15 protein-coding genes are annotated in these 13,026 nt (G+C 68.7%); 9 read left to right on the top strand and 6 right to left on the bottom strand.

Annotated features, from left to right (window positions below; genetic code table 11):
• Nucleotides 1-84 precede the first annotated feature (84 nt).
• The gene (locus BN948_RS20965) at nt 85-2,145 is read left to right on the top strand and encodes a sodium-translocating pyrophosphatase (RefSeq protein WP_009519023.1); all 2,061 of its coding nucleotides are present in this window, start codon (nt 85-87) and stop codon (nt 2,143-2,145) included.
• A 134-nt stretch (nt 2,146-2,279) separates the two neighbouring features.
• On the opposite strand, the gene BN948_RS26780 is transcribed toward BN948_RS20965, so the two are convergent.
• From BN948_RS26780 to BN948_RS20985, 5 genes are all read right to left on the bottom strand, one after another.
• Nucleotides 2,280-2,438, bottom strand: a complete 159-nt coding sequence (locus tag BN948_RS26780) for a hypothetical protein (protein WP_009519024.1) — start codon at nt 2,436-2,438, stop codon at nt 2,280-2,282.
• Nucleotides 2,439-2,492: 54 nt separating this feature from the next.
• Nucleotides 2,493-2,801, bottom strand: a complete 309-nt coding sequence (locus tag BN948_RS20970) for a type II toxin-antitoxin system Phd/YefM family antitoxin (RefSeq protein WP_009519025.1) — start codon at nt 2,799-2,801, stop codon at nt 2,493-2,495.
• Between the two features lie 52 nt (nt 2,802-2,853).
• Nucleotides 2,854-3,447 carry a TetR/AcrR family transcriptional regulator gene (locus tag BN948_RS20975; RefSeq protein ID WP_009519026.1) on the bottom strand — a complete coding sequence of 198 codons (594 nt, stop codon included), beginning with the start codon at nt 3,445-3,447 and terminating at the stop codon, nt 2,854-2,856.
• A gap of 23 nt (nt 3,448-3,470) precedes the next feature.
• Nucleotides 3,471-4,625, bottom strand: a complete 1,155-nt coding sequence (locus BN948_RS20980; RefSeq protein WP_009519027.1) for an aromatic ring-hydroxylating oxygenase subunit alpha — start codon at nt 4,623-4,625, stop codon at nt 3,471-3,473.
• 92 nt (nt 4,626-4,717) lie between these two features.
• Nucleotides 4,718-5,122, bottom strand: coding sequence for a response regulator (locus BN948_RS20985; RefSeq protein WP_009519028.1), 405 nt, complete (start codon nt 5,120-5,122; stop codon nt 4,718-4,720).
• A gap of 419 nt (nt 5,123-5,541) precedes the next feature.
• Between BN948_RS20985 and BN948_RS20990 the strand changes: the two genes are divergently transcribed.
• The 4 genes from BN948_RS20990 (at nt 5,542) to BN948_RS21005 (ending at nt 8,082) form a co-directional block, all read left to right on the top strand.
• Nucleotides 5,542-6,444, top strand: coding sequence for a LysR substrate-binding domain-containing protein (locus BN948_RS20990; protein ID WP_009519029.1), 903 nt, complete (start codon nt 5,542-5,544; stop codon nt 6,442-6,444).
• Nucleotides 6,445-6,530: 86 nt separating this feature from the next.
• Nucleotides 6,531-7,283, top strand: coding sequence for a sulfite exporter TauE/SafE family protein (locus BN948_RS20995; protein WP_009519030.1), 753 nt, complete (start codon nt 6,531-6,533; stop codon nt 7,281-7,283).
• Nucleotides 7,280-7,507 carry a hypothetical protein gene (locus tag BN948_RS21000; protein WP_009519031.1) on the top strand — a complete coding sequence of 76 codons (228 nt, stop codon included), beginning with the start codon at nt 7,280-7,282 and terminating at the stop codon, nt 7,505-7,507. The genes BN948_RS20995 and BN948_RS21000 overlap by 4 nt, the downstream gene beginning before the upstream one ends.
• A gap of 50 nt (nt 7,508-7,557) precedes the next feature.
• On the top strand, nt 7,558-8,082 hold the full coding sequence (locus BN948_RS21005; protein ID WP_009519032.1) for a MarR family winged helix-turn-helix transcriptional regulator: 525 nt from the start codon (nt 7,558-7,560) through the stop codon (nt 8,080-8,082).
• 361 nt (nt 8,083-8,443) lie between these two features.
• Here the strand turns inward: BN948_RS21005 and BN948_RS21010 are convergent, their stop codons facing one another.
• A complete protein-coding gene (locus tag BN948_RS21010; protein WP_009519033.1) occupies nt 8,444-9,256 on the bottom strand; it encodes a cupin domain-containing protein in 813 nt (270 codons plus the stop codon).
• Between the two features lie 78 nt (nt 9,257-9,334).
• On the opposite strand from BN948_RS21010, the gene BN948_RS21015 reads away from it, so the two are divergent.
• Genes BN948_RS21015 through BN948_RS21030 form a run of 4 tightly spaced genes read left to right on the top strand, consistent with a single transcriptional unit; the run spans nt 9,335 to nt 12,925 of the window.
• Nucleotides 9,335-10,177, top strand: a complete 843-nt coding sequence (locus BN948_RS21015) for an SDR family NAD(P)-dependent oxidoreductase (protein WP_009519034.1) — start codon at nt 9,335-9,337, stop codon at nt 10,175-10,177.
• Nucleotides 10,174-11,154 (top strand): TRAP transporter substrate-binding protein, encoded by a 981-nt coding sequence (locus BN948_RS21020; protein ID WP_009519035.1) that lies wholly within the window; start codon nt 10,174-10,176, stop codon nt 11,152-11,154. The genes BN948_RS21015 and BN948_RS21020 overlap by 4 nt, the downstream gene beginning before the upstream one ends.
• The gene (locus BN948_RS21025) at nt 11,151-11,627 is read left to right on the top strand and encodes a TRAP transporter small permease (RefSeq protein ID WP_009519036.1); all 477 of its coding nucleotides are present in this window, start codon (nt 11,151-11,153) and stop codon (nt 11,625-11,627) included. The genes BN948_RS21020 and BN948_RS21025 overlap by 4 nt, the downstream gene beginning before the upstream one ends.
• Nucleotides 11,627-12,925 carry a TRAP transporter large permease gene (locus BN948_RS21030; RefSeq protein ID WP_009519037.1) on the top strand — a complete coding sequence of 433 codons (1,299 nt, stop codon included), beginning with the start codon at nt 11,627-11,629 and terminating at the stop codon, nt 12,923-12,925. The genes BN948_RS21025 and BN948_RS21030 overlap by 1 nt, the downstream gene beginning before the upstream one ends.
• Nucleotides 12,926-13,026: the final 101 nt, after the last annotated feature.

The raw sequence follows: 13,026 nt of genomic DNA on the forward strand, positions 1-13,026 counted from the left end.
AGACGACAGCGAGGAAGCAACGCAGCGGGGGCAGCCCCGGAGGCGTTGCCCCCTCCAAGTCGAACTCATTGGCAGGAGAACTTCATGGTTGGTCAAAGTGCGCTGATCTTCGCGCTCGTCTGTGGCCTGATTGCCGTGGTCTACGGCTTCTGGTCGCGCAGCTGGATCCTCTCGCAGGACGCCGGCAATGCCCGCATGCAGGAAATCGCGGGCGCCATTCAAACCGGCGCCGCCGCCTACCTGGCGCGGCAGTACAAGACCATCGGCATGGTGGGCATCGTGCTGGCGGTGCTCATCGGCATCTTCCTCGACGGGCCCACGGCCATCGGCTTCGTCATCGGCGCGGTGCTCTCGGGCGCCTGCGGCTTCATCGGCATGAACATCTCGGTGCGCGCCAACGTGCGCACCGCGCAAGCCGCCACCAGGGGCATCGGCCCGGCGCTGGACGTGGCCTTCCGCGGCGGCGCCATCACCGGCATGCTGGTGGTGGGCCTGGGCCTGCTGGGCGTCACGGGCTTCTTCTGGTTCCTGGTCGGCAATGGGCAACTGAACCCGGCCTCCAACCTGGCCGCCATGCTCAACCCGCTGATCGGTCTGGCCTTCGGCTCTTCGCTCATCTCCATCTTCGCGCGCCTGGGCGGCGGCATCTTCACCAAGGGCGCCGACGTGGGTGCCGACCTGGTGGGCAAGGTGGAGGCTGGCATTCCGGAAGACGACCCGCGCAACCCCGCCGTGATCGCCGATAACGTCGGCGACAACGTGGGCGACTGCGCCGGCATGGCGGCCGACCTGTTCGAGACTTACGCGGTCACACTCATCGCCACCATGGTGCTGGGCGCGCTGATGGTGGCGGCCGCGCCGCTGCAGGCCGTGCTGTACCCGCTGGTGCTGGGCGGCGTGTCCATCATCGCGTCCATCATCGGCTGCTTCTTCGTGAAGGCACGGCCCGACATGAAGAACGTGATGCCCGCCCTGTACAAGGGCTTGGTGATCGCCGGCGTGCTCTCCCTGATTGCCTTCTGGTTCGTCACCGCCTGGGTCATGCCCGACAACGCCATCACCCAGACCGGCAGCCACTTGCGCCTGTTCGGCGCCTGCGCCGTGGGCCTGGTGCTCACCGGCGTGCTGGTGTGGGTGACCGAGTTCTACACGGGCACGCAGTACAGCCCGGTCAAGCACATCGCACAGGCGTCCACCACCGGTCACGGCACCAACATCATCGCGGGCCTGGGCGTATCCATGCGCTCCACGGCCTGGCCAGTGCTGTTCGTGTGCGCTGCCATCATCGCCTCGTACATGCTCGCGGGCCTGTACGGCATCGCCGTGGCGGCCACGTCCATGTTGAGCATGGCCGGCATCGTGGTGGCGCTGGACGCCTACGGCCCCATCACCGACAACGCCGGCGGCATCGCCGAGATGGCCGAACTGCCCAGCAGCGTGCGCGACATCACCGACCCGCTGGACGCCGTGGGCAACACCACCAAGGCCGTCACCAAGGGCTACGCCATCGGCTCGGCGGGCCTGGCCTCACTGGTGCTGTTCGCCGACTACACGCACAAGCTGGAGACCTACGGCGCCAAGGTCAGCTTCGACCTGAGCGACCCGATGGTGATCATCGGACTGTTCATCGGCGGCATGATCCCCTACCTGTTTGGCGCCATGGCCATGGAGGCCGTGGGCCGCGCGGCCGGCTCGGTGGTGGTGGAGGTGCGCCGCCAGTTCAAGGAGATCCCCGGCATCATGGAAGGCACGGCCAAGCCGGAATACGGCAAGGCGGTGGACATGCTGACCACGGCCGCCATCAAGGAAATGATCATCCCCAGCCTGCTGCCGGTGATCGTGCCCATTCTGGTGGGCGTGTTCCTGGGGCCCAAGGCGCTGGGTGGCCTGCTGATGGGCACCATCGTCACCGGCCTTTTCGTCGCCATCTCCATGTGCACGGGTGGCGGCGCCTGGGACAACGCCAAGAAGTACATCGAGGACGGCCATCACGGCGGCAAGGGATCGGAAGCGCACAAGGCCGCCGTCACCGGCGACACCGTGGGCGACCCCTACAAGGACACGGCCGGCCCGGCGGTCAACCCGCTGATCAAGATCATCAACATCGTGGCGCTGTTGATCGTGCCGCTGCTGCCGCTGGCGTAACAGGACACACCCCCGCCGCGCTTCGCGCGACCCCCTCGAGGGGGCGGCATCAGCGGCCCGGCAAAGCCGGTTCCGCGATGCCTCTGGACAAGAAAAAGCCCGCCAAGCGGGCTTTTTCTTTGGCGCCTTCACCGCTACGGGAGCTGGAAGAGCAACTCGCGCTCGTGCTTCAGCGCCAGCAGCACCACGCGGTCGTCGCCGTGCGCGTAGAGCAGCACGTATGGTTTGACAACCAGTTCGCGCAAATGCGGTACGCCGTGCGCCGCGGCGAGCGATGCCGCGCGTTCGGCCATGGAACGCTCCTGGGCGGCCTGAACGCGCGCGTTGACCGGCAAGGGCACCTGGGATCAGGCCTTCTTGCGGGAACGCGCGGGGCGCACGGACAGGGCGCGATCGAGTTCCGATTCGTCCAATACCCGGCCAGCCGCCAGATCCTCCAGGCCCTGGAGCGCGCTCTGCGCCAGCACCAGTCCGGCATGCTCTGCCTCGAGCGCATGGTAGTAGTCCAGCTTGCGCGCATCGACCAGCGCCACGTAGCTGGCGCCGTTCTTGGTCAGCAGTTTTTCAACGCCATGCCCCACGACGTCCTCAGCCAGCTCGGTGAGCCGGGCACGGGCCTCGCTGATGGGCACCACATCGATGGATCGCAAAATCATGGCCCTGTCCTTGAATGAGTGCGTTAACAAATAATGTAACGAACCGCCTTGCTCAGACCTGCGCCAGCCGGCGCACGATGTCGCTGGCCGCCGGCGTCAGTTCGGTGAGCCGTGCCTGCTCGCCGCGCTCGATGGCGTCGAGCACGAGTTCGGTGATCGCGCCCACCGCCGCCAGGGCCATGGCCTCGCTCAGGGCGTGCGCGGCGTCGCGGTCGCGGTTGACGGTGTCGCGCATGAAGTCGGCCAGGGTGCGCATCACCTCGCGGCGCACGGCAGCGCCCGCCGCGCCCAGGTGGTGGATCTCCACGAACAGCGTGCGCAGGAGTTGCGGGCCGCCCGCCAAGTGCGCGAAGTAGGCGTGCAAGGCCGCCTCCAGCTGTGCCTGCCAGGGCCGATCCGGCTGCACCGACTCGCGCAGCGTGCGCAGCGCGGACGCACTGGCTTGCCGGTACAGCACCAGGAAGCAGGCGTCCTTGTCGCTGAAGTGCTCATAGAAGCTGCGCTTGGACACGCCGGCCTCGCGCACCACGTCGGACACGGTGGTGGCGGCCAGGCCCTTTTCACCGGCGACCACGGCCAGGGCGCGCAGCAGGCGCGTGTCGTGCGATTCGGCGGTGGCGAGAGCGCTGGCGTCTGGGCGTGGCATCGCGCCATCTTAGGCCAGCAGGTTCAAGCCCCCTGGGCCAGCACCCGTTCCACCGCCGCGTGAAAGCGGGCGGCGCTGCACTCCGTGGCGCCCAGGTGCCAGTGCGCATTCGCCCCGCTGGCCAGGGTGGACTGGCAACTCACGCCGAGCGCGAAGTCCTCGTCCAGCGCGCCCCAGAAGGACTCGACATTGCGCTGCCAGTGGCGGGCCGCCTTCTCGCTCGCCGGCCTTTCGGGGATCAGCGTGCACGCGCGCACGGTGCTGTGGCCCACGCTGTCGGGCAACACGGTGAACAGGTTGGCGTGGTCGCCTTCGTGCAGGATGAAGGTCGCCGGGAAGAAGAAGTAGATGATGTTCGAGTGCGGCCCGATCGCCCATTGCGCGGGCGGCTGATCGCGCAGTCCGGCCATGCTGCGCTTGGGCAGCAGCAGGCGCTGGTGGTCGCCGTCGTGGTCGGCGATCAGCAGGTTGTCGTGGAACAAGTGGGCGATGCTGTCGCGGTGCGCGTACTGGAAGTGGTACGTCTCCAGGTTGCCCTCGAAGGGAATTTTCCAGTTCGCCGCGTTGGCGAAGCTGCGTTCGTGGAATGGCACCCAGCTGTCGTAGCCCCAGTTCCGCAAGTCCTGGCCGAAGCGGCCCAGGTGGCGTTCCAGGTCGATGCGATCGGGCTCGCCCTCGCGCAGCGCGCGCGGCACCACCCACACCAGACCCAGGGCCTCGCCCACCGGCACGCGCGCGAGCCAGCAGCGCTCGGGTGGCGCGTGCGGAAAATCCTGCGCGTGCGGGCGGCCCCGCAAGGCGCCGTCCAGCCCGTATGTCCAGCTGTGGTACGGGCAGATGAAGGCCCGCCGTTGGTGAGTTCCTTCGGGCAACAGGCGCGCGCCGCGGTGGCGGCAGGCGTTGATGAAGGCATTGAGCTCACCGCCCTCGCCTCGCGACAGCAGCACAGGCACGCCCGCCACCTCGAGCGCCAGGCTGTCCCCCGCCGCCGGCAGGCTGCCCGAGGCACACACCGCCAGCGGCATGGTGTTGAACAGAAGCGCGCGCTCTTTCTCGAAGCGCGCCGGGTCCAGGTAACGGCTCACCGGGCTGATCGCGGGCTCGCCGCGCTCGCTGGCGCCGGCCTCGATGAGCGCCAGCGCGCGCTCGATCAGGCGGACCTGTTCATCGTGGTGCATGCGGTCTCCTCTGCCCCGTGTGCGGTGCACGGGTGCGGGGCATTGTGCATGCCGCGCCGCTTGCATAGCGCCGCCCACGCGACGCGGGAACCTCAGCCCGCGCAGGCCTTGGCGCGCGCGCGCTCCATCACTCGCTCCAGCGCTTCGCGAGTGAGCGGCTTGATCAGGAAGTCCTCGATGACGGCGATCGCGTCCGCCGTGTGGCGGTCGTCGCGCCAGGTGGACGAGGTCAGCACGCTCACGAACACCGAGCGGTCCTCGCCCACCAGGGTGTCGACCTGGCGCGCGCAATCGAAGCCGCTCATGCCGGGCAGGTTGATGTCCAGCAGCACCAGGGTCGGCACCCCGCCCTCGTCCTGGCGCAGGAATTGCAAGAAGTCTTCGGCCGACTCGAAGGCGCGGATCTCACCCGCGAAACCGGTCTTGCGGATGGTGATCTCGTGGAACAGGTTGTCGTTCTCGCTGTCGTCGACGAGCAGGATGCGTTCGGTATTCATGGCGGACGGGCCAGGGGTGGGCCCGGAAAAAGCGTGACCACCCGGCCCTTGTGGGGCCAGGACGGACTGAACGGAACGGAAACGAAAAGCCCGTGGGACGCGCCGGATGGGCGCGCACGCGCGGTGTGGACGCCGGACTCCGGCGATGTGGCGACTTCGAACGTTCGCCCAAGCCTTGGATCGCACCGCGAAGGTGCGACCGGCGGATGGGATGGCCTGGCGGACAGGCCTGCAGGACGGATCCCGCAAGGGGGTGCGGAGGCAACCCCTGGCGAACGGGCGTGCGAAATTTTGCACGAATGTGACCAAAAGAACTAGGGTAAACCCTTAGTTCTCTGCCGGAAGACCCGGAATTCCGTCCGTCGGCGCGCGGCGCGGGGCCTGCCTATGATGCGGCGCAGCCCCACAAGCCGTCCCCCATGAAAGTCGACGTCGCCAAGCTCAAGCTGTTCATCGAGGTGCTCGACGCGGGCTCCATCACCGCCGGCGCCGGGCGCTGCCATCTCTCGGTCGCGGCCGCCAGCAGCCGGCTGCAGGAGCTCGAGTCGGCCCTGGGCGTGCGTCTGTTCGAGCGTCGCGCCTCGGGCGTGCGGCCCACCGACGCCGGCATCGAACTGGCGCGCCACGCCCGTTCGGTGCTGGTGGAGCTGGACCGGCTGCAGCGCGAGATGGCGCCCTTCGCGCATGGCGTGCGCGGCCGTGTGAGCCTGCTGGCCAACACCGCCGCGCTGTCGGGCTACCTGCCCGAGCCGCTGTCGCGCTTCCTCAGCGAACACCCCGAGGTCGACGTGGACCTGCAGGAAATGTGGACCGGGGAGATCCTGGAGGCCTTGCACCGCCGCAAGGCAGACGTGGGCGTGTTGGCCGACACCATGGACACCAGCGGCCTGCACGCCATGCCGCTGGCCGACGATCATCTGGTGGTGGTGGGCACCGCGCACCGCCTGGCCGCGCTCGACGCCTCGCCGCGCTTCGACGACTGCCTGGAGCACCCCATGGTGGGCCTGCCCGCGCAGAGCGCGCTCTACACCTACCTGCAGGTCAAGGCGGCGGACCTGGGCAAGGTGATCCGCTACCGTGTGAGCCTGCGCACCTTCGAGGGCGTGCTCAAGATGGTGGCGCTCGACGTGGGCCTGTCCATCGTCTCCAGCCTGGCCACGCGCGAGCTGGTGCGCCAGTACCCTGGCCTGCAGTGGCGGCCCTTGAAGGACCCGTGGGCCAAGCGGCGTCTGATCCTGTGCACGCACCACCCGCACGACACCGCGCCCGCCTCGGTGAAGGCTCTGATCGGTTTCCTGCACGAGCAGTCGCTGCGCGACTGAGCTCGCGGGGTCTCCGGTTTTTCCGAACGCCCTCTCCACTTCTTTGCGATGGCCGCCGTGGCGCGGCATCGACAGAATCGCGCCGCATGGAATTGCAGCAGTGGTGGGTGGTGGCGACCGTGTTCGTGGTCGCGGGCACCGTCAAGGGCGTGACGGGGCTGGGCCTGCCCACGGTGGCCATTGCCGGCCTGTCGATGGTCTTGCCGCTGGCGCAGGCCGCGGCGCTGCTGGTGCTGCCCTCCCTGCTCACCAACGTGTGGCAGTACCTGCGCTGCGGCGTGGCGCGGGCCGTGTGGCGCCGCACGCGCGGCCTGTGCCTGGGCATCGTGGCGGGCGCCTGGCTGTCGCCCTTGCCCGACGTGGCCACCGCCGGGCCCTGGGCGCAGGCACTCACCGGCGGCCTGCTCGCGCTCTACGGCCTGGCCGGGCTGTTCGGCCTGTGGCTGCCCGCGCCCGGGCGGCACGACACCTGGATCGGCCCGGCCATGGGCCTGGCCACGGGCGCGCTCACGGTGGCCAGCGGCGTGTTCGTCATGCCCAGCGTGCCCTACCTGCAATCGCTGAACCTGAACAAGGAAACGCTGATCGGCGCACTGGGACTCACCTTCACCGTGTGCACCGTGTGTCTGTGGATCAGCCTGGGTGCCGGTGGCGTGCGCACGGAAGCGCTGGCGGCCTCGGCCGGCATGCTGGTGCCCGCACTGATCGGCCTGGGCCTGGGCGCCTTCGCACGCCAGCGGCTCAGCGAGGCCGCCTTCAAACGTGGGTTCCAGATCGCCATCAGCGCCCTGGGCCTCTACATGGTGCTTCGCGCACTGTTTCCGATGGGAGCCACATGAACACGCTACAAGAACTCTCCGCGCAACTGGAATCGCTGCACGCCTCGGCGCTCGCGCTGCGCTCCTTGATGGAAGACCTGGAGCCCAGCGCCGCGCTGTCGGAGCAGCGCTGGTTCGTGGGCCTGCACCTCGCGCGCCAGCTCACCGAGGCCAGCGACGAGGCGCGCGCACAACTCGTGCGCTGGTCCATCACAGAAACGACACCAACAGGCGCACGCCACTGAAGGCCTGCCGCCGAGCGCGTGGCGGCGGGCCTCGCATACACTGCCGCGCCATGGCTTCCCGCGCGACACCCACCCCACGCCCTCGCGGCGGCGGCCGTGCCCAGGCCGCGAAGCGCGCGCTGATCTCCACCGAGAACTCGCCCTATTACCGCATCTGGGTGCTCACCAATGTCACGGGCAAGCCCTTCGGCCTGCGCTTCGGCGAGCGCTTCGACCTCAACCTCACCGAATGGCGCGTGATGCTGACCGTGGCGGACAAACCCGGCATCACCGCGCAGACGCTGTCGGACTTCACCGGCCTGGACAAGATGAGTGTCTCGCGCGTGGTGCGCAAGCTCGAATCGCAAGGCCGCCTGGTGCGCGAGAACAGCGAAGCGGATCGGCGCAGCTTCCACCTCAGCCTGACCGACGAGGGCTGGGCCGTCTATGGCGAAATCGCCCAGGCCGCCATCAAGCGCGAGGCGCACGTCTACGCGAGCCTGAGCGACAGGGAACTGGAGACGCTGCACAAGCTGCTGGGCAAGCTGTTGCTGCAGGCGCGCAACGACCCGACGGCGGACGACCCGATCGAGTGAGTGTGGGGAGTTGGCTCACGCCGATTCCTCGCGCTGACTTCTCGTTGAAACCTCGCGCTGACGGCTGGCGTGGTCCGCGTTCTCCGGCCCACGCTCGCGCAGATGTTCCCGTGCGCTCCACCGGGCCGGCGTCACCACCGTGGTTTGAGCGCCGCCTCTGTGGCAAGCGCGAATGGGGCCTGCGCCCGCGAACCCCACCAGCCGTCGAGAGTAGCGCCCGAGCGCACCACCGGAAATCGGGCTCCCCTTAATTGGGGTCAGATTCCATTTAATCGCCGAGCCCGGGAAGCCCGGTCTTCTTTGGCCGGCCGGCCCTCGCGAAGCAGAGGCGCGAAATGCCACGCACCCCTCCACGCACCCCTCAGAACCCGTAAGGCTCCAGAGCAGGATCCCCCCCCGCGTGCGCCGGCGCCTCGGCCCAGGCCAGCAGCGAGCAGCCGAAGGTGGACGACACGTCCACGCGCGAACCCGGCTCGATCACCACCACCGACGGACCCGCCACGCGCGTATCGCCGATGCGCAGGTCGCCGGCCATCACGAACCAGTCGGTCAGGCCCTGGTGCTGCAGATCGGGCAGGTGCGCGCCGGGCCACAGCTGCAGCATGCACAGGCGCCGGTTGTGGCCCGTGCCCCCGTAATCAAACACCGCGCGACGCGACACGCGCGCGAACGGGGAGGCCACGGGCACCACCGCGTCGAGCACCACCGTGATGTCCGGGGGCGTGAACGGCGCTTCGTTCACCACCGAGGTCTTCTTCGCGTGCGGGTGAATGGCGGCCCCATCGGGCTCGATGATCACCGGCGCCTCCAGGCGCGAGAACAGCGTGCAGCCGCCGTAGGTCACCGCGTCGTGCGTGGCGCCCGCCAGGTTGATACCCACCGCGCCCGCGCGCGTGGTGCACTGGAAATCGACCAGCTCGCCCGACAGGAAGTAGCTGCTGGCCGTGCCCCGGTGCTGGTGCACGCCCGAGCGGCTCATCGGATCGAAGGCGATGAGGCCGAGGAACAGGCCCGCCGCGTCGTCGCGGCGCACGGCCTTCTCGCGCGCGGTGCCGCGTGGCGTGGTGCGCCAGGGCAGGCTTTCCAGGTCGTAGGCGTACACGCCGGGCAGCACCTGATGACCGGGCATCCAGCCGGCGCTGCGGCCCTTGTGTGATTCGACGGCGGCGTTCATTCGAGCTCCTTAGGGAAAACGAGAGGGTTCGCTATTTGGTAACGATCGTTACTATATGGCCGAACCGAGGAAGTTGTCATGTCTTTTGTTTCGAACACCGACAACCCGCACGACGCCGCTCCGGTGACCATCGTCACGGGCGGCGCCAGCGGCATCGGCGCGGCCACCGCCGCCCTGCTCGCGCAACGCGGCCACCACGTGGTCACGCTCGATCGCGCCCCCGTGCCCGACGCCTCGCTCGCGGCCGCAGTGGCCGATGGCCGCCTCACGCACATCGCCGCTGACCTGGCGCAGGAAGACGCGGTGTGCGCCGCCTTCGCCGCCATCGCACATCGCTTCGGCCGCATCGATGGGCTGGTCAACAGCGCGGGCATCGAATCGCGCCACCTGCTCGCGGACATGAACGCGCGCGACTGGGACCGCGTGCTCGACGTGAACCTGCGCGGCACCATGCTGTGCCTGCGCGAGGCCGCACCGCTGATGCGCGACGGCGGCTCGGTGGTCAACGTGGCCTCCATCGCGGGCAAGCGCATGTCCTATTCGGGCGACGCGGCCTACACCGCGTCCAAGGGCGCGGTGCTCGCTTTCACGCGGCACATGGCCTTCGAGCTGTCCGGCCAACGCATCCGCGTCAACGCGGTCTGCCCAGGCCCCACGCTCACGCCCATGATCCACCGCAGCCTCAGCGCCGAGCGCATCGCCGCCGTGGCCGACACGGTGCCGCTGGGCCGTTGGGTCGAGGCGGCCGACGTGGCCGAGTCCATCGCCTTCCTGCTTTCCCCCGCCGCCGCCATGATCACCGGCAGCACCATCGACGTCGATGGCGGCATGCTGGTGTCCAACGGCACACCCCACCGGGACTACGTGGCCGCCCGGCAGGCGCACAGCCCCAAGCCACCACCACAGGAGACAAGACCATGAAACGCATCCGCCCACTGCTGGCAGGGCTCGCGCTCGCCAGCCTCGCTTTCGCCGCGACTGCGCAGCCCGCGCTGCGCATGGCCTACGTCGCGCCTCCGCCGGTGTGGGGCCCCATCGCCGACCGCTACGCCAAGGAGGTGGCCGACCGCACGAATGGCGAAGTGAAGGTGCAGTCCTTCGGCGCGGGCCAGCTGGGCAGCCTGCCGCAGAATTACGCCGGCCTGCGCACGGGCCAGATCGACATGATGTTGGCCGACACCGGCACGCTGGCGCTGGCCAAGGGCGGCAAGGACTTCAACGCGCTCTTCGCGCCCTACGTGTTCCGCGACCACGCGCACTTCAAGGCCTTCATGCAGTCCGACACCTTCCGCCAGATGCTCGCGCCGGTGGAGCAGGAGGCCGGCTTCAAGTACGTGGGCTATGTGTCCGACCGCTCGCCGCGCCAACTCACCACGTCCAACCGCAAGGTGCTCAAGCCCGACGACATGAAAGGCCTGAAGGTGCGCGTGCCCGAGACGCCCGCCATCCTGGAGGTGATGAAGGGCTGGGGCGCCGCGCCCACGCCCGTGCCCGCCGCCGAGCTCTACCTCGCCATGAAACAGGGCCTGGTGGACGGCCAGGACAACGGCTTTGACGCCATCGCCGGCGCCAAGTACTACGAGGTGCAAAAGTACGCCATGCGCATCGACTACATCCAGTCGGGCCTGATGGTGCTGATGGCCGCGGACAAGTGGGCGCGCCTGTCGCCGGCCCACCAGAAGGCCATGACCGAGGCCGTGGCCGCCACCGAGAAGTGGGCCAGCCAGATGACCTGGGATGTGGCCGACAAGTCCATCGCCACGCTCAAGGCCAACGGCATGGAGATCGTCGAGCCCGACCTGACGGCCTTCAAGCAGGCGGCGGACAAGGTGATGACGGGCTTCGACGGCCAGCTCTGGGCCAAGGGCACGCTCGAGAAGATCCGGGCCGTCAAATGAGTGCTCTGCTCGGTTGGCTTGACCGCGCGGTCACCGCGCTGCTGGGCCTGGCGCTGCTGGTCCTCGTGCTGGTGGGCGGTGGGCAGATCCTGCTGCGCGAACTCGCGGGCGTCCCCCTGCCCTGGGCCACCGAGTTCAGTGTGCTGCTCATGATCTGGGCCACCATGCTCACCGGCTATGTGGGCGTGCGCCGCGACAGCCACCTCTCGGCGGATTTCCTGGGGTTGAACATGTCCGAGCGCAAACGCGCCTTGCTGCGCACCGTGGCGCTGCTGCTGTCGCTGCTGTTCGTGGCGGTGTATGGCTGGGAAAGCCGCCTCGTCATCGACGCAATGGAAGGCATTCCCTTCACGTCCATGCCGATCACGCAACCGGTGCTGTACTGGTCGCTGCCCGTGGGCGCGGGGCTGATGGCCCTGGCGCTGCTGCACAAGCTGTGGCAGCAGTGGGCCGGCGTTCGCGGAGCGGCCTGATGCAGCAGATCCTCCTCTTCGGCGTGCTGATGGCCGCCTTCATGGCTTTCGCCGTCATCGGTGTGCCGGTGTTCTTCGCCATGGGCCTGGCGGCGCTGGTGTTCATTGCCTTCAGCGGCGGGGCCGTGCCCGTCAACATCGTGGCCTCGTCCATGGTGCAGGGCATGGACTCCTTCGCCTTCCTGGCCATTCCCTTCTTCTTCCTGGCGGGCGAACTCATGAACACGGGTGGCATTACGCGCCGCCTGCTCAACTTCGCCTCGGCGGCGGTGGGCCACATTCGCGGCGGCCTGTCGCATGTGGCCATCCTCGCGAGCATGGTGTTCTCGGGCGTGTCGGGCTCGGCCGTGGCCGACGCCTCGGCCATCGGCTCATCGATGATCCCGGCCATGAAGGACAAAGGCTACCCCGGCGCCTACGCAGCGGCCGTGGTGGCCGCCGCCTCCACCATGGGCCCCATCATTCCGCCCTCCATTGCCTTCGTGGTTTATGCGCTGGTGAGCGACGTGTCGGTGGGCCAACTGTTCCTGGCCGGCGCCGTGCCGGGCCTGCTGATGGGCGTGTACCTGCTGGCCGCCGCGAGCTGGGTGGCGCACCGGCGCAACCTGCCCTATTCCGAGCGCACCTCGTTGCGCGCCGTGGGCCGCGCTGCGTGGGACGCATTGCCCGCGCTCGCCATGCCGGTCATCATCATCGGCGGCATCGTGGGTGGCGTGGTCACCCCCACCGAGGCGGGCATCATCGCCGTGCTCTACGCCATCGTCATCAGCGTGCTGTTCTATCGCGAGCTCACACTGCGCCAGACCTGGCACATCTTCCGCGAGAGCATGGTCAGCGCCGGCATCATCCTGCTCACCATCGCGGCCTCGGGCATCTTCTCCTGGCTGGTGGCCAACCTGGCCATCGGCGAGACGCTGGCCACCACACTGAAGACGCTGACCGACAGCCCCTGGGTGATGCTCGCGCTCATCAACATCGTGCTGCTGCTGTGGGGCCTGGCGCTGGAGCCCGCCGTGGCCCTGGTGACGCTGGTGCCGGTGCTGGTACCCATCGCCAACGCCTACGGCATCGACCTCGTGCACCTGGGCGTGATCGTGGTGCTCAACCTCATGATCGGCCAGCTCACCCCACCCTCGGGCGTCATCACCTTCCTCACCGCGCAGATTGCGGGCTCGCCGCTGCACGCGGTGTTCAAGGAAGCCCTGCCCTTCACGCTGGCGCTGATCGCGGTGCTGCTGATCGTGACCTACGTGCCGCTGGTGTCGCTGTGGTTGCCGGGGGTGTGGATCGGCGGCTGAGCGACTTCGCGGGCATGGACTACCCTCAGATCCGCCCTTCCTCCACCGCGTGGCAGGCGATGCGGATGCCGCCCAGGTCCAGCAAGGCCGGGCGCTTGTCC

The sequence above is a fragment of the Hydrogenophaga intermedia genome, from assembly GCF_000723405.1.
Taxonomy (GTDB): Bacteria; Pseudomonadota; Gammaproteobacteria; order Burkholderiales; family Burkholderiaceae_C; genus Hydrogenophaga; species Hydrogenophaga intermedia.